The organism is uncultured Kordia sp., from assembly GCF_947489565.1.
Lineage (GTDB): Bacteria > Bacteroidota > Bacteroidia > Flavobacteriales > Flavobacteriaceae > Kordia.
Genome location: NZ_CANLEA010000009.1, coordinates 169291 through 184318, shown reverse-complemented (window position 1 = coordinate 184318; position 15028 = coordinate 169291). Strand labels below are relative to the sequence as shown.

Here is a 15028-nt window from a genome sequence, read left to right as displayed (position 1 = left end):
TTATGGCTAAACAAGCTGCAATAGAACAAGATGGAACAATTATAGAAGCATTATCAAATGCAATGTTCCGTGTAGAATTAGAAAATGGTCACATCGTAACGGCTCACATCTCTGGAAAAATGCGTATGCATTATATCAAATTATTACCTGGTGATAAAGTGAAACTAGAAATGAGTCCATACGATTTAACAAAAGCAAGAATTACTTATAGATACTAAAAAATCATGAAAGTAAGAGCATCAATAAAAAAGAGAAGCCCTGAGTGCAAAATTGTACGTCGTAAGGGAAGATTATACGTAATCAATAAAAAGAATCCTAGATTTAAACAAAGACAAGGATAGTTATGGCAAGAATCGCAGGAGTAGACATTCCAAAACACAAAAGAGGTGTTATCTCATTAACATACATCTTTGGAGTAGGTAGAAGCAGAGCAAAACAAATTTTAGCAACTGCTAACGTAAGTGAAGACACTAAAGTTTCTGATTGGACTGATGAAGAAATTGGTAAAATTCGTGAAGCAGTAGGAACTTACACAATTGAAGGTGAATTACGTACCGAAGTTCAGTTAAACATCAAACGTTTAATGGATATCGGTTGTTATAGAGGAATTCGTCATAGATCTGGACTTCCATTAAGAGGTCAAAGAACGAAGAACAACTCTAGAACAAGAAAAGGTAGAAGAAAAACTGTTGCTAACAAGAAAAAAGCAACTAAATAATATTTTGTAGTATGGCAAAGTCTAGCAAGAGTACAAAAAAACGTAAAGTAATAGTGGAGTCTGTTGGAGAAGCGCACGTAACAGCATCTTTTAACAACATCATTATTTCACTTACAAACAAAAAAGGAGATGTGATTTCTTGGTCATCTGCTGGTAAAATGGGCTTTAGAGGTTCTAAAAAGAACACACCTTACGCTGCGCAAACTGCAGCAGAAGATGCATCTAAAGTAGCTCATGAAGCAGGATTACGTAAAGTGAAAGTTTACGTAAAAGGTCCAGGTAATGGTAGAGAATCTGCTATCAGAACCATCCACAATGCAGGAATTGAAGTAACTGAAATTATCGATGTTACTCCATTACCACACAACGGATGTAGACCTCCAAAAAGAAGAAGAGTATAATTAATTTATTTTCACATTGAGAGATTAACGATTATCGAAGGACAGCCTTAATTCATAATCACTCTCATAATAACTATTAGAAATGGCAAGATATACTGGTCCAAAAACTAAAATTGCTCGTAAATTCGGAGAAGCAATTTTCGGAGATGATAAATCTTTTGATAAAAGAAATTATCCTCCAGGTCAACACGGAAACAACAGACGTAGAGGAAAAAAATCTGAATACGCAATCCAGTTGATGGAAAAACAAAAAGCAAAGTATACTTACGGTATCCTTGAACGTCAATTTAGAAATCTATTTGACAGAGCTAACAGAAGCAAAGGAATTACAGGTGAAGTATTACTACAATTATGTGAATCTCGTTTAGACAACGTGGTTTACAGAATGGGAATTTCTCCTACAAGAAGTGGTGCAAGACAATTAGTGTCTCACCGTCACATTACTGTAAACGGAGAAAAAGTGAATATTCCTTCTTACACATTAAAAGCTGGAGATGTAGTGGGTGTAAGAGAGAAATCAAAGTCTCTTGACGTAATTGATAGATCATTAGCAAATGCTAGCCACGTATATGAGTGGATTACATGGAATGGAGAAAAGAAGGAAGGTACTTATGTATCTATTCCGGAAAGACTTCAAATTCCTGAAAATATTAAAGAGCAATTAATCGTAGAATTATATTCTAAATAATAATAAATCAGAAAGTATTCTTAATATGGCATTATTAAACTTCCAAAAGCCCGACAAAGTTATCATGATTGACTCATCTGAGTTCGATGGCAAATTTGAATTTCGTCCTTTAGAACCTGGTTATGGGCTAACTATCGGGAACGCATTAAGAAGAGTACTTCTATCATCATTGGAAGGTTTTGCGATTACTTCTGTACGAATAGACAAAGTAGATCACGAATTTTCAACGATTTCTGGTGTTGTAGAAGATGTAACAGAGATTATTTTGAACTTAAAGCAAGTACGCTTTAAAAGACAAATAGATGATATCGATAATGAATCAGTATCTATTTCTGTTTCAGGTAAAGAACAACTTACTGCTGGTGATTTCCAAAAATTCATCTCTGGTTTCCAAGTGTTAAATCCAGATTTAGTTATCTGTAACATGGATGCTAGTGTGAACATTAACATGGAAATTACTATCGAAAAAGGTAGAGGGTATGTTCCAGCTGAAGAAAACAAAAAATCAAATGCTCCGTTAGGAACAATCTTTACAGATTCTATTTATACACCTGTAAAGAATGTTAAGTACAGCATAGAAAACTATCGTGTTGAGCAAAAAACTGACTACGAAAAGTTAGTTTTTGAAATCATCACTGATGGATCTATTCATCCTAAAGAAGCTTTAACAGAAGCTGCAAAAACATTAATTCACCACTTCATGTTATTCTCTGATGAGCGTATTACTCTTGAAGCGGACGAAATTGCACAAACAGAAACATATGATGAGGAATCATTACATATGCGTCAGTTACTAAAAACTAAATTAGTAGACATGGACCTTTCTGTAAGAGCATTAAACTGTTTAAAAGCAGCAGAAGTAGATACATTAGGAGACTTAGTATCTTACAACAAAAATGATTTAATGAAGTTTAGAAACTTTGGTAAAAAATCTTTAACTGAGCTAGAAGAACTAGTAAACGTAAAAGGATTAAGTTTCGGAATGGATTTATCAAAATACAAATTAGATAAAGATTAATTCCTTTGTAATTTGCTCCTCAAACGAGTTGCAGCAAGATAAAGGTAAAAAACAAATGTCATGAGACACGGAAAAAAAGTAAACCACTTAGGTAGAAAAACTGCTCACAGAAAAGCAATGTTAGCTAATATGGCTTGTTCTTTAATCGAGCACAAGCGTATCAACACTACTGTTGCAAAAGCGAAAGCATTAAAACAATTTGTTGAGCCATTAGTAACTAAGTCTAAAGAAGACACAACGCACAACCGTCGTTTAGTATTCAGTAAACTTAGAAACAAGTATGCAGTAACTGAGTTATTTAGAGATGTAGCTGTAAAAGTTGCAGACAGACCAGGTGGATACACTAGAATTATTAAGTTAGGAAATCGTTTAGGAGATAATGCTCAAATGGCATTAATCGAATTAGTGGACTACAATGAAACGTACAACACTGAGAAGAAAGCGAAAACAACTAGACGTAGTAGAAGAGGAAAAGGTGGTAATAAACCTGCAACTCCTGCTCCAGTTGAAACTAAAGCTTCTAACGAAGAAGAATAATGGAAATCAATTCATTACATATAAAAGGATAAACTTTATGAGTTTATCCTTTTTTTTATATTAGCGAAACTCAGTTTTATTAGTTTAGAAAACGAATTACCAAACAATGATCAAACTTGTAAAATCATTAGCTCCTAAAAAATTAAAGAAGTTTATTAAAAGAAAAGTCCTTAAGAAAGGATACGTTAGTAAACCTACTCATTTGACTTCTTTAACGAAGGATGAATTTACATTAGATTGTACAATTGCATACAATAAATACGGAGGGTATTGCACACCTTATGCGGTGCAAAAAGAATCTGTAGTGCAAGCAATTCTCAAAGGAGATGTATATGAGCCTCACACCATTCAATATATTATTGACCATTGTGGCGAAGGCGATGTAGTACAAGCAGGTGCATTTTTTGGAGACTTCCTACCAGGAATTGCTAAAAATATCTCCAAAAATGCCAAAGTATGGACATTTGAGCCAAGCTCAGAATACTACAGATGTTCAGAAATTACCATACTTATCAACAATCTAAAAAATGTAGAACTCTTTCAAGTTGGCTTGGGTGCTGAGAAATCAGAACAAAAGTTACAAGTTGCCACTGAAGATGGAAGACAATTAGGTGGCGCGAGTAGAATAATTGATTCAGAAAATGGTAAATTTGTACCGATTTTCATCGAAAGATTAGATAACATCATTCCAGAAGACAGAAATATCTCAATCCTTCAATTCGATTTAGAAGGTTTTGAAGTTCCTGCACTCAAAGGTGCTATCAACACAATCAAACGATGCAAGCCAATATTAATATTAGAAATATTATCACATAACGACATTTTAACCAATGATTGGTTTAAGGAAAACATTCTTTCTTTAGGTTATCAAATCACTGGAAAAGTACATAACAATACTATAATTACAACAAAACACAATACAACACAACTAAATTAGCATAGCGATATGAAATACCAAAATCGACAAAAAGCACTATTACTTTTGGAAGATGGAACAATCTTTTACGGAAAAGCAATTGGACAACCAGGAACGGCTTTCGGAGAAGTGTGTTTCAATACAGGAATGACAGGGTATCAAGAAATCTTTACAGATCCATCGTATTACGGACAACTAATGGTAACAGCAAATGTGCACATTGGAAACTACGGAACAGCCGAAGACGAAATGGAATCTGATAGTGTAAAAATTGCAGGGTTAATATGTAAAAACTTTAGTTACGAATTCTCAAGAGATGCAGCCGATAGTTCTTTAAAAGAATTCTTAGACAAAAACAATTTATTTGCAATCTCAGATGTAGATACCAGAGCTTTGGTAAGTTACATTAGAGATAATGGAGCAATGAATGCAGTAATTTCTACAGATGTTGACAATGTTGATGGCTTAAAAGCAAAACTAGCCGAAGTACCAAGTATGGCAGGATTGGAATTGGCTTCTAAAGTATCAACGAAAGAACCATACATCTACGGAGACGAAAATGCAACACATAAAATTGCAGCATTGGATATTGGCGTAAAGAAAAACATCTTACGAAACTTAGCAAAACGTGATGCCTGCATCAAAGTATTTCCATACAACGCTACTTTCGAAGAAATGAACGCATGGAATCCTGATGGATATTTCTTATCAAACGGACCTGGAGATCCAGAACCGTTAGAAGATGCTATCAAAGTAGCTCAAGAAGTTATCAAACGCGATTTACCATTATTCGGAATCTGTTTAGGACACCAAGTAATTGCTTTGGCAAATGGAATCTCAACGTACAAAATGCACAACGGACACCGAGGAATCAATCACCCTGTAAAAAACATGATTACTGGGAAAGGTGAAATTACTTCACAAAATCATGGTTTTGCCATCAATAGAGAAGAAACGGAAGCCAATGAAAATGTAGAAATTACACACGTACATTTAAATGATAATACTGTAGCCGGAATTCGTGTAAAAGATAAAAACTGTTTCTCAGTGCAATATCACCCAGAAGCAAGTCCTGGACCACACGATGGAGAATATCTATTTGATCAATTCATTGAGAACATTCAAAAAGTAAAAACCGTTTAAAATACAATCAACATAAAATGCAAAAAATCATCACATTCGTATTCGCAATACTATTGGTAGTTTCTTGTAAAAACGATCCAAAATCTGAAAAAGGAACAACTTCAAATTCTAGTACAACTAAAGTTGAAGAAGTAAAACTATCCACAGATCAAGATCAGTTTTTGTCTACAACAATTGCCTATTTTAAACAATGCAAAGCAGCGTCAACAAATAGAAACGATTGTAGAAACAGCATCACTAAAATGATCACAGAATTCTATAATATTGGCGATTTTCGAGCAACAGATGGTGGATTTGTCATTTATGATAGTATTCAACCAATAGTAAAAAAGTCAAATGCTTGGACGAAATTAGGAAATGCAAACGATCAAGAAGCATTAAACAAAGCACAACAAGCTGCAAATAATGGAAAAGCTACGATTGCGGTAGATGTGTCACAAACATACGGACAAGTAGCAATGGTCATTCCAGGGAAACTGACAAAATCAGGTTCATGGAAATTGAAAGTGCCAAATGCTGCAGCCTTGGTAAATTACAATGCAGAGAAGTCTTTTATGGACAAATCGCTATCGTATGCGTTCAAATCTGCCGAAAATATTGTGCTATATAGTAAAAAATAGTAGCTGAAATTCTCGAAGTATATCGTAACTGAGTTCATGATAGCGTGTCGAGACAAGCCTTTGGCATGATACATCTCGATTATCGAGTAAAAAATAGTTGCGGTATTTCTTGGGGAAAACGTTTTCGCATTTTTGAAAATCAAGCAAAACAAACACATTGCTAATATATCCGTAAAAGCAACGGCAAAGCCTATAAAACTTGGAAGAGTTTTGTAAATTAGCAACGAACTACTTCAAGGGAAATCCACGAAGTATTCAGAAAAACAGCTAAAAACATTTCGACGCTTTCGTCGGATCATTAAAATCTCGATTATCGAGTAAATGAGATAAAAAAGACAAAAAATGAGCAGAATTATTAACATTCACGCAAGACAAATATTAGATTCAAGAGGAAATCCAACAGTAGAAGTAGATGTAATTACAGAAACTGGAATATTAGGAAGAGCTGCAGTACCATCAGGAGCATCGACAGGTGAACACGAAGCAGTAGAATTGAGAGATGGCGGAAACGCTTATATGGGAAAAGGAGTGAGTAAAGCTGTTCAAAATGTAAATACAACCATTGCAGAAGAATTGATGGGAGTTTCTGTATTTGAGCAAAACCAAATTGACAAAGCTATGATCGATTTGGATGGAACACCAAACAAAGGAAACTTAGGAGCAAATGCAATCTTAGGAGTTTCGTTAGCCGTAGCAAAAGCAGCTGCAAACGAACTAGGAATGCCATTATATAGATATGTTGGTGGAGTTTCTGCCAATACGTTGCCAGTACCAATGATGAATATCATCAATGGAGGTTCGCACTCAGATGCGCCAATCGCGTTTCAAGAATTTATGGTAATGCCTGTAAAAGCGAAAAACTTTACGCACGCCATGCAAATTGGAACGGAAATTTTTCACAACCTTAAAAAAGTATTACACGACAGAGGTTTAAGTACAGCTGTTGGTGATGAAGGTGGTTTTGCACCAACTTTAGACGGAACGGAAGATGCTTTAGACACCATTTCATTAGCGGTAGCAAACGCAGGTTACAAACTTGGTGATGAAGTAATGATTGCATTAGATTGCGCTGCGGCGGAATTCTACGTAGATGGAAAATATAACTATGCTAAGTTTGAAGGAGAAACTGGAAAAATAAGAACATCGCAAGAGCAAGCAGATTACTTAGCGGAGTTAGCAGCAAATTATCCAATCATTTCTATTGAAGATGGAATGGATGAAAACGATTGGGAAGGTTGGAAATACCTAACAGAAAAAATCGGAGACAAAGTACAATTGGTGGGAGACGATTTATTTGTAACCAATGTAGAGCGTTTGTCAAGAGGAATTGAAAACAATACAGCAAATTCAATCTTAATCAAAGTAAACCAAATTGGTACATTGACAGAAACAATTGCTGCTGTAAACATGGCACACAATGCTGGATATACTTCGGTAATGTCGCACAGATCTGGAGAAACGGAAGACAATACGATTGCTGATTTAGCAGTTGCGTTGAATACGGGACAAATCAAAACAGGTTCGGCTTCGCGTTCCGACAGAATGGCTAAATACAATCAACTACTACGCATCGAAGAAGAACTAGGAGCAGTAGCGTACTATCCACAAGATAAAGCGTTCAAAATAAACTAATACTTCTTACATTCACATATGAAAAACGAGTTCCTGAAAAGGAGCTCGTTTTTTTTGTTTATGATAATTCACGGAATTGTAACAAATTTATTTTTGAGAGATTTTACAGGTTTTTGTTGCAAAAAAAACAGCTGGAATTCAAATTTTTAGGGTTTTCTATAATTCACGGAATTGTCGTTTGCTTTACTGTTTTCGTGTTGTGCTACGATATACATTTACATCAAAATTATTAATCACATCAACGTTTAACTTAAAGCTATACATTATGAAAAGACGCTCATTAAAATTATTGCATCTTAATAAGAACTCAGTTTCTAATCTAAATCTTGTTGGAGGCGCTTCTCCTTTACCACCTATACCTAGATCTCATGTACGTACAGGTTGTATGACATATCCACCTTCTTGTCATCCGTGTCGAGAGTAATGAGCAAATTAATATACGCTGGATAATAAGCTTAAAAACTATTAAAACTCAAAATAATCAAAACTATATATTATGAAAAAACGATCATTAAAATCATTAAATCTTAACAAGAAATCTGTTTCAAATCTAAATCTTACAGGTGGAGCTCTTCCAGCTTCAAGTAATACAAATGCTCGTACTGCTTGTATAAGTTGTACACGTTCTTGTCTTCCTTGTCCAATCACCTTAGCAGATGAAGATGGCTGTAAAAAAGAGGCTTAAATAGCAAATAATTAATATTAATCTAAAACTACACATTATGAAAAAACAAACATTAAAATCATTAAACCTTAACAAAAAATCTATTTCTAGTTTAAATCTTTTAGAAGTTACTGGAGGTCTTGCTTCAAGTAATTCTGATGCACGCACAAATTGTATGAGTTGTACTCGTTCTTGTCGTCCAGATTGTAAGATTACGTTAGCTGAAGAAACTTGTGAAGCACAAGGAGCAGGAGGACATCAACAACAAGGATAAAGAATCTTTGGGGGAAGATTCATATCCATGAATACCTGAAAAGGAAAACCGCTTACAAAAACGTAAGCGGTTTGTTGTTTTTTAATATTACGCGCAATTTACACACGTTAATTCTTCACATGCAGTTCTTACACACGTTAGTATACCTTCGGTCGGAGGTGGTATTGTCGGATCTGGACAACCACAACTTACATGCGGACAATATGAAAACACTCTTGTGTACTTCTCTGTAAAGTCTATAATAGTATCAATAATGCTTCCTACATCAATAGAACCATTGCCTCCGAATGTTTTATTCAAATTACTTACGGATTGTTTACGAAGCGATAAACTCTTCAAATTCTTTTTCTTCATAATGTTAAAGTTTTTGATTTACAGTAAGTTATAAAAAAATAGAATGATGGAGTTACGGTTTTTCCGTAAAATAGAAGTTTAAAAGTCGGTAAAACAGATGATTACATATTATGCGCCACCAGAAATTAAGCCAATCAAATCTTGTATACCACTACCCAATAAAGGTGCTAACATGGTTAAGATGACTTTGACATAATTGAAAAATCCAGCATGTTCTTTTAAATTTTCCTTGTCTTCAGGTGTAATGGAGTCATTTAATTGGATTCCTTTTTTGATACGACTAAAATTCGCTTGAATTCCAAAATAAATCAGCACTAAAAAGAAGGTTTGAATCAGTCCGTTGCTAAAAGCAAACTCTCTTGGGAACAATGTTGGTGCGTCAGGTCCTAATGCATTTAATGTGCTCAATAAAGTATCGGTACAAAAAATAGTAAATGCTAAAAAGAATGCAATCACTAAAAAATACCGTTCAACATCATCTTTAATCGCTTTGAATCTTGTGAGTAGTTTTTCTGAATTGGATGTATACAATTGAGAAATTTTAGAATTGACTGTAAAAATGAGAATCAGCCAAAAAATAGTACATACAAACGGAACGGTAGCGCCATACATGATGGCAAAACTTTCAAATCCTGTGTCAAAATAGATAGAAACATCGGTTGGTTTAATCAAAATGCCAGGAAATATAATCGAAGGCATGAACAAAGGAATAACTAAGAAGGCGAAAACAATCACAGCAAAAATGATATTACCTACGCGAATTCCTATGCTCAAATCTTTATTATACCTGCGAATTTCAGCATAAAAAAGCGGACTCAAGAAAAACGTAAATCCAACTGCAATAGAAATCAACAAAATCCAAAGTGCCATTTTAGGATTGCTATTCAAAAAATACGGATTAGGAATATCATTCTTTCCTAGCACTTTAGCGTACTTCAAATCTAAACCACTAATAGTAAAGTGTAAATAACTTTCATTTTCCGAAGAAAATAGGAGGTTTTCAAAAAGCCGTGACTTTTTATAAAAATGATTTGGACGCTCTATGTTATCAACCAAAATCACTTTCTCTGTATCTGCTTTATCTATGTTGGCTAAATCTTGTAAATAATGTTCTTTAAACGGTATACCAACGTTTGTATAAGTACTATCAACCATTAAATTAGCTTTTTCAATGGACTTGTATGCTGTATAAGTTGGTTTAATATTCGTATACATAATACCCGCAAAAACTAAGTAACTTACAATTCCTAATAAGATAGCAAACAAAATTCCTCTTTCGGCAAAAGGTCTATTCGATTTAAAAAACATGCTGTTGGTGTTAGTTTCTACAAGATACTAAAAATCCAAAACTCAAAAACAAACCCACAAACCCACAAATCAACGAATTAACAAAAAACCAAATCCACAAACAGATAAACAAACAAACAAATCAACAAACAGACAAACAAATCAACAAACAGACAACCAACCAACCAAATCCACAATCAAAAAAAAACAAATCCACAAAAAGATAAAAATCAAAAAAAATAATATCTTTAGCCTATGACCAACAACAAAAAACCAAACGGCTGTCTCGTGGGCTTTCAAAGGCTCTTTTCTGGACTCATGGCAGTTTTGGCGACTATATTTCTAATCATTGTACTGATACACCTAACGTATACGGTAAAAATACAAGGAATGACGCTCTTAGTGGTCACTGTAGCTGGTTTCTTTGTGTTGCGTTATCTTTGGAAAAAAGTAAAGCGAAAATCATCTTCAAACAAACAAGTAATAAAAGGTGTTTTTTCAGACTTCTTACGAACCGTTATTGTATTCGTAGTTTTCTCTGTTGTTATCATGATTCTGGGAGAAAATACAGGATATATCATAGATTCAGAGGACACAGAAGAAGACAAAGACAAAACCGAAATTGTCACCACCACAGAAGGTGGCAAAGAAACTCGATATATTGTAAACAAGCAATATTGGAAGGATTTTGATAGAAACTGGCATCGTATGGATTTCAAAATCGCCGAAAGCAGTGTCACAAAATCAAGAAACAATCGCCGTAGTTATAGATACACACGAAACTTTTCTTGGGGAAGTTTCTATAAACATATGGCAGATCACGATCGTACATTATTAGAACATTTATACACTTCGTTTAGTAAAATACAACAAGAGAAAAAGCTAAATCGTAGAAAATTTGCCGAATTAATTATTACCAGCATTCAAGACATTGAATACAATTACATAAAATCAACGCCGTGCAATGGAACTGAAGAATTTCCTTGTGTAGGTAATGTGCGACTCGGAATTTTTGCTCCTGCAGAATTCAGTGCCAACTTACAAGGCGATTGCGATTCGCGTACAGTATTGCTTTTTGTGCTTTTAAGAAAATTCAATTACAAAGTTGCCGTCCTAAACAGTGATGAATACAGACATTCGGTATTAGCAATCAACTTGCCATCACGCGGAACCTATAAAACATATAACAGAAGAAAATATTATTTCGTAGAAACTACTGCAAAAGGATGTCCAATCGGATATTTACCTCCAAAAGTGTCCAATGTAAATTATTGGGATTTTGTATTAGTCAATTAAAAACGTAAACTTATGAACACAGACGTATTCTATCTAGCATTAAGTCAACTAATACTATCCATCGTATTAGCGATCATTATATTTTTTATCTCGTATAAAATACTCATCAAAATCTTTAAGCTAAAAGAAGAAAACTTAAACGATTCCAATTTGGCATTAAGTATCTTCTTTTCAGGAATTATTTTTAGTACAGGATATTTACTAAGTGGCATCATTCCATCGATTATTAATTCGATAGGAATGCTAAAAATTCATGCAAAAGACACTTTATATGTTGAGGTGCTAAAATACTCTTCCATATCACTATTTGTCGGATTCTTATTAGCCGGAGTCATTCATTTTAGTGCGTTTATGCTTACCAAATCATTGACGAAACATGTAGATGAAGTTGGTGAATTAAAGAAGAACAATTTAGCTGTCGCGATTTTACTCACTACAATCATCATTTCAATTACAATTATAGCGAAAGACAGTTTGGTATTCTTGATCGAACTTTTCTTACCACAACCTGAAGCTGCAGAATCTATAGGCTGAAAGCACTAACATAGTCTAGATCATAAAAAATAATTATAATATTGATAGTCAGTATTATAGTATGCAAAACATAAATACATGTATTTTTGTTTAATCTTTTTGAAAATAAGTTAAACATTTAGTATATTTAAAGATACTAAACAACTTATTTGCCATGAAAAAAATTAACTTCTTCTTGAGTTGTCTACTCTGTATGAGTGCATTTGGGCAGCAACTTATCTCCATAACTCCTGTAAGTAGTAATACAATACTGCTACATTTTGATGAAGGAGAAAAAGACTTTACAAACTTTGACGAATTTTATTTCTACAGCGCGCCAAATGCTACGTATTACGGACAAATAAATGAAGCACAAGCGCTCATTCCTGCAAATTTCAACATTACAAGTGCCGACGATACTTTTTACACAACGGCACAACAAGCTACAGCAACATTTTTTAAAGCCAAAGAACAAGTTGCATTACTTGAATACTATGTCTATATCCGATTGCCCAACCCGATGGAAGCTGGTAAAACATATACAATAAATGTTGCCAATATAAATACACAACAAAACGCATACAATCTCACTTTTGATGCGTTTACAAATTTCTCTGAAAGTATTCATGTCAATCAAGTAGGAATGATAGCAAGTGCTACCGAAAAATTCGCCTATGTTTCTCAATGGCTTGGGAAAAATAATTTATCAAACAGTCATCATGAAGATTTTTCTAGTTTCATAGGCACAACTTGCCATATAGTACGCGTTTCAGACAATCAAATCATATACACAGGAACAGGAACCGACGGATTGCAATTTCGAGCTCCAAATACACTAGCAGATTATTCAGAAGATTTTGCAACCAAATATTGGTACAATTCTCCTATTTGGGAATTTGATTTCTCCGAAGTCGGAAACACGATTCCTGTAAGTGATTCAGAAGAATATAAAATTGTCATAGAGGGCATTGGAAGTTCGTTTCCATTCAAAATCTCTGATAAAGTCTATGATGACATTTACAAAACCATATCAAACAGTTTGCTATACCAACGAAGCGGATTTGATCGCGGAAGTGAATATGCACCATTTACAAAACCTGTAGATCATGTGCCAGGTGTAGATGGTTTTGAAATTACTTATTCCAATTACAGACGCATGGACAATGTCAATGGAGATGAAGAAAGTTTTGTGCAATTGCCAGCGCAAGCAACCTCATTTATCAATCCTACAAATGTACCTGTGTGGATGACTTCACCCGATGCAATGCCGTGGGGAAGTGGCGGACATTTTGATGCAGGCGATTTTGATGTGTACATTCAGCACTTAAACCTGCCAATTTATGCAAGTTTTCTATACAAACTAGCGCCAAACGGTTTCAAAGATGGAGACTTAAACATTCCTGAAAACAACAACGGAGTGCCAGATATATTAGATGAAGTACAATGGACACTAGATTTTTTTAAAAGAACCAAAGGACCAACTGGAGGAATTTGTGGCGGAAAAGAAACCGATGGTTATTACGGACCATCCTACAACGACGGTTCAGGGAATTCGTCATCAGAACAAATGTGGTATGTATACAAAGAAGATCCAACAGCATCGTATGTATATGCAATTGCGGCGGCTAACTTTTCGGAAGCTTTAAGTGTGGTTGGCGATCCAAACAACCAAGCGCAACTCTACAGAGATGAAGCTATCGCAGCGTACAATTGGGCAAATACGAATGAAACACTTGCCGATTTAGAACAACTATTTCAAGGAATAAGTTATGCAGGAAAAGTAAAAGATTTAAAATTAACAGCGGCGGCGGCATTGTATAGTTTGACAGGAATACAAGAATATTTAGACTTTTATAAAAACAATACCATCGTAACAACGCCCACAACTTTCTTATATCAATTTCAAATACATGATGAATCGTTGGCAAACTGGATATTTAGTGTCATCCCACAAGATAAATGGTCAAATTTTGATGCAGCAGCGATCAATTTGCAAAACATACAAATACAAGCCATCAACTATTGGAGTGATGTTTGGGGAACGGACGATATCAGTCTGAAACCAATTCGTTTCATAAAATCGCAATACCAACCACCAATCTTAGGAACTACAGGTTCAACACCGCAAATCATGCCGCAAATTATGTCGTACTATCACACACAAGACACCGATTTGCTCAACAAAATGTTGTCTAGCAACGATATGATGCTAGGCGGAAACCCAGAAAACAAAGTATATATTACCAGAGCCGATCTTTTTGGAGCAGAACGCTATGCAAGAGAAGTATTGCACGATGCTGCTTTTACAAATGCAGGAAATGCCATTCCGGGAATTCCGTTATACACACATCATTTAGACAGTCAAGAAAACTTTATTATGTCGCCACCAATTGCCGATTGGCCATATATGGAAATGAATTTAGATGCGCGTGTATACTTTTTACAATCAGAATTTACCATTCATCAAAATACCATTCAATCCATGATGTTTTACGGATACCTAAATTCACTATTCAATCCTGATTTAATTCTAAGTGTACCAGAAACAACATTAAATGATTCGCAAAAAATCACCATTTATCCAAATCCAAATAAAGGTATTTTTAGAATAAACTGGCAAAGCAATAGTACTTTTAAAGGTGCTTTATTATATGACATCAACGGACGAAAAATAGAAGTCAAACAAAATACTATATTTGGTGAAAACAGTATTAAAATCGAAACAGGTTTCTTGAGTGCAGGAATCTACATTCTAAAAATAAATTTAGATGATGACATCATCACACGAGAAATAAGCATTCAGTAATCATATGTAAAAGCGTCGTTTTATCTGTTGTGAAATGGCGCTTTTTATTATTTTAAGAGTCAATAATTTTGAAATAGTGACAGATTTAAGATATTTAATCTGCAAAATAAAATTCATTTAAGTACATTAGCTAAAGTAAATTTTTTCCCCATAGTTCGTAT

19 protein-coding genes are annotated in these 15028 nt (G+C 34.5%); 17 read left to right on the top strand and 2 right to left on the bottom strand.

What is annotated here, in order from left to right; genetic code table 11:
• Positions 1 to 2: 2 nt before the first annotated feature.
• From infA to Q0845_RS13985, 14 genes are all read left to right on the top strand, one after another.
• Positions 3 to 218, top strand: a complete 216-nt coding sequence (gene infA, locus Q0845_RS14050) for a translation initiation factor IF-1 (RefSeq protein ID WP_007094967.1) — start codon at positions 3 to 5, stop codon at positions 216 to 218.
• 6 nt (positions 219 to 224) lie between these two features.
• The gene (gene ykgO / locus Q0845_RS14045; protein WP_007094966.1) at positions 225 to 341 is read left to right on the top strand and encodes a type B 50S ribosomal protein L36; all 117 of its coding nucleotides are present in this window, start codon (positions 225 to 227) and stop codon (positions 339 to 341) included.
• Positions 342 to 343: 2 nt separating this feature from the next.
• Complete coding sequence (gene rpsM / locus Q0845_RS14040) at positions 344 to 718, top strand: 30S ribosomal protein S13 (RefSeq protein ID WP_290683571.1); 375 nt, start codon at positions 344 to 346, stop codon at positions 716 to 718.
• 11 nt (positions 719 to 729) lie between these two features.
• Positions 730 to 1119 (top strand): 30S ribosomal protein S11, encoded by a 390-nt coding sequence (rpsK, locus tag Q0845_RS14035; RefSeq protein ID WP_108115112.1) that lies wholly within the window; start codon positions 730 to 732, stop codon positions 1117 to 1119.
• Between the two features lie 82 nt (positions 1120 to 1201).
• On the top strand, positions 1202 to 1807 hold the full coding sequence (rpsD, locus tag Q0845_RS14030) for a 30S ribosomal protein S4 (RefSeq protein WP_298514310.1): 606 nt from the start codon (positions 1202 to 1204) through the stop codon (positions 1805 to 1807).
• A 25-nt stretch (positions 1808 to 1832) separates the two neighbouring features.
• Entirely contained in the window at positions 1833 to 2825 is a 993-nt protein-coding gene (locus tag Q0845_RS14025) for a DNA-directed RNA polymerase subunit alpha (RefSeq protein ID WP_007094962.1), read from the top strand.
• Between the two features lie 60 nt (positions 2826 to 2885).
• Positions 2886 to 3362, top strand: a complete 477-nt coding sequence (gene rplQ / locus Q0845_RS14020; protein ID WP_298514306.1) for a 50S ribosomal protein L17 — start codon at positions 2886 to 2888, stop codon at positions 3360 to 3362.
• 106 nt (positions 3363 to 3468) lie between these two features.
• Positions 3469 to 4299, top strand: a complete 831-nt coding sequence (locus Q0845_RS14015) for an FkbM family methyltransferase (RefSeq protein ID WP_298514303.1) — start codon at positions 3469 to 3471, stop codon at positions 4297 to 4299.
• 9 nt (positions 4300 to 4308) lie between these two features.
• The gene (gene carA, locus Q0845_RS14010; RefSeq protein WP_298514301.1) at positions 4309 to 5421 is read left to right on the top strand and encodes a glutamine-hydrolyzing carbamoyl-phosphate synthase small subunit; all 1113 of its coding nucleotides are present in this window, start codon (positions 4309 to 4311) and stop codon (positions 5419 to 5421) included.
• Positions 5422 to 5438: 17 nt separating this feature from the next.
• Complete coding sequence (locus Q0845_RS14005; RefSeq protein ID WP_298514299.1) at positions 5439 to 6041, top strand: hypothetical protein; 603 nt, start codon at positions 5439 to 5441, stop codon at positions 6039 to 6041.
• Between the two features lie 342 nt (positions 6042 to 6383).
• A complete protein-coding gene (eno, locus tag Q0845_RS14000) occupies positions 6384 to 7673 on the top strand; it encodes a phosphopyruvate hydratase (RefSeq protein ID WP_298514297.1) in 1290 nt (429 codons plus the stop codon).
• A 265-nt stretch (positions 7674 to 7938) separates the two neighbouring features.
• Positions 7939 to 8097 carry a hypothetical protein gene (locus Q0845_RS13995; RefSeq protein ID WP_298514295.1) on the top strand — a complete coding sequence of 53 codons (159 nt, stop codon included), beginning with the start codon at positions 7939 to 7941 and terminating at the stop codon, positions 8095 to 8097.
• 72 nt (positions 8098 to 8169) lie between these two features.
• A complete protein-coding gene (locus tag Q0845_RS13990; protein ID WP_298514292.1) occupies positions 8170 to 8358 on the top strand; it encodes a hypothetical protein in 189 nt (62 codons plus the stop codon).
• 37 nt (positions 8359 to 8395) lie between these two features.
• Complete coding sequence (locus tag Q0845_RS13985) at positions 8396 to 8611, top strand: hypothetical protein (RefSeq protein ID WP_298514291.1); 216 nt, start codon at positions 8396 to 8398, stop codon at positions 8609 to 8611.
• 87 nt (positions 8612 to 8698) lie between these two features.
• Here Q0845_RS13985 and Q0845_RS13980 read toward each other — a convergent pair whose 3' ends face one another.
• Positions 8699 to 8965, bottom strand: a complete 267-nt coding sequence (locus tag Q0845_RS13980) for a hypothetical protein (RefSeq protein WP_298514289.1) — start codon at positions 8963 to 8965, stop codon at positions 8699 to 8701.
• Between the two features lie 108 nt (positions 8966 to 9073).
• Positions 9074 to 10273: a hypothetical protein gene (locus Q0845_RS13975; protein ID WP_298514287.1), complete on the bottom strand. Its 1200-nt coding sequence runs from the start codon at positions 10271 to 10273 to the stop codon at positions 9074 to 9076.
• Positions 10274 to 10507: 234 nt separating this feature from the next.
• On the opposite strand from Q0845_RS13975, the gene Q0845_RS13970 reads away from it, so the two are divergent.
• From Q0845_RS13970 to Q0845_RS13960, 3 genes are all read left to right on the top strand, one after another.
• Positions 10508 to 11548 carry a hypothetical protein gene (locus tag Q0845_RS13970; RefSeq protein WP_298514285.1) on the top strand — a complete coding sequence of 347 codons (1041 nt, stop codon included), beginning with the start codon at positions 10508 to 10510 and terminating at the stop codon, positions 11546 to 11548.
• Positions 11549 to 11560: 12 nt separating this feature from the next.
• Complete coding sequence (locus tag Q0845_RS13965) at positions 11561 to 12082, top strand: hypothetical protein (RefSeq protein ID WP_298514283.1); 522 nt, start codon at positions 11561 to 11563, stop codon at positions 12080 to 12082.
• A 154-nt stretch (positions 12083 to 12236) separates the two neighbouring features.
• Positions 12237 to 14867 carry a glycoside hydrolase family 9 protein gene (locus Q0845_RS13960; RefSeq protein WP_298514281.1) on the top strand — a complete coding sequence of 877 codons (2631 nt, stop codon included), beginning with the start codon at positions 12237 to 12239 and terminating at the stop codon, positions 14865 to 14867.
• Positions 14868 to 15028: the final 161 nt, after the last annotated feature.

What these genes read in the sequence shown, in the direction of transcription:
- carA (WP_298514301.1), top strand. Translation starts at nt 4,309, where the DNA reads ATGAAATACCAAAATCGACAAAAAGCACTATTACTTTTGGAAGATGGA.
- Q0845_RS13975 (WP_298514287.1), bottom strand. Translation starts at nt 10,273, where the DNA reads ATGTTTTTTAAATCGAATAGACCTTTTGCCGAAAGAGGAATTTTGTTT.
- Q0845_RS14015 (WP_298514303.1), top strand. Translation starts at nt 3,469, where the DNA reads ATGATCAAACTTGTAAAATCATTAGCTCCTAAAAAATTAAAGAAGTTT.
- Q0845_RS13980 (WP_298514289.1), bottom strand. Translation starts at nt 8,965, where the DNA reads ATGAAGAAAAAGAATTTGAAGAGTTTATCGCTTCGTAAACAATCCGTA.
- rpsK (WP_108115112.1), top strand. Translation starts at nt 730, where the DNA reads ATGGCAAAGTCTAGCAAGAGTACAAAAAAACGTAAAGTAATAGTGGAG.
- rpsD (WP_298514310.1), top strand. Translation starts at nt 1,202, where the DNA reads ATGGCAAGATATACTGGTCCAAAAACTAAAATTGCTCGTAAATTCGGA.
- Q0845_RS14025 (WP_007094962.1), top strand. Translation starts at nt 1,833, where the DNA reads ATGGCATTATTAAACTTCCAAAAGCCCGACAAAGTTATCATGATTGAC.
- eno (WP_298514297.1), top strand. Translation starts at nt 6,384, where the DNA reads ATGAGCAGAATTATTAACATTCACGCAAGACAAATATTAGATTCAAGA.
- Q0845_RS13970 (WP_298514285.1), top strand. Translation starts at nt 10,508, where the DNA reads ATGACCAACAACAAAAAACCAAACGGCTGTCTCGTGGGCTTTCAAAGG.
- Q0845_RS13985 (WP_298514291.1), top strand. Translation starts at nt 8,396, where the DNA reads ATGAAAAAACAAACATTAAAATCATTAAACCTTAACAAAAAATCTATT.
- Q0845_RS14005 (WP_298514299.1), top strand. Translation starts at nt 5,439, where the DNA reads ATGCAAAAAATCATCACATTCGTATTCGCAATACTATTGGTAGTTTCT.
- Q0845_RS13960 (WP_298514281.1), top strand. Translation starts at nt 12,237, where the DNA reads ATGAAAAAAATTAACTTCTTCTTGAGTTGTCTACTCTGTATGAGTGCA.
- Q0845_RS13990 (WP_298514292.1), top strand. Translation starts at nt 8,170, where the DNA reads ATGAAAAAACGATCATTAAAATCATTAAATCTTAACAAGAAATCTGTT.
- rplQ (WP_298514306.1), top strand. Translation starts at nt 2,886, where the DNA reads ATGAGACACGGAAAAAAAGTAAACCACTTAGGTAGAAAAACTGCTCAC.
- ykgO (WP_007094966.1), top strand. Translation starts at nt 225, where the DNA reads ATGAAAGTAAGAGCATCAATAAAAAAGAGAAGCCCTGAGTGCAAAATT.
- rpsM (WP_290683571.1), top strand. Translation starts at nt 344, where the DNA reads ATGGCAAGAATCGCAGGAGTAGACATTCCAAAACACAAAAGAGGTGTT.
- Q0845_RS13965 (WP_298514283.1), top strand. Translation starts at nt 11,561, where the DNA reads ATGAACACAGACGTATTCTATCTAGCATTAAGTCAACTAATACTATCC.
- Q0845_RS13995 (WP_298514295.1), top strand. Translation starts at nt 7,939, where the DNA reads ATGAAAAGACGCTCATTAAAATTATTGCATCTTAATAAGAACTCAGTT.
- infA (WP_007094967.1), top strand. Translation starts at nt 3, where the DNA reads ATGGCTAAACAAGCTGCAATAGAACAAGATGGAACAATTATAGAAGCA.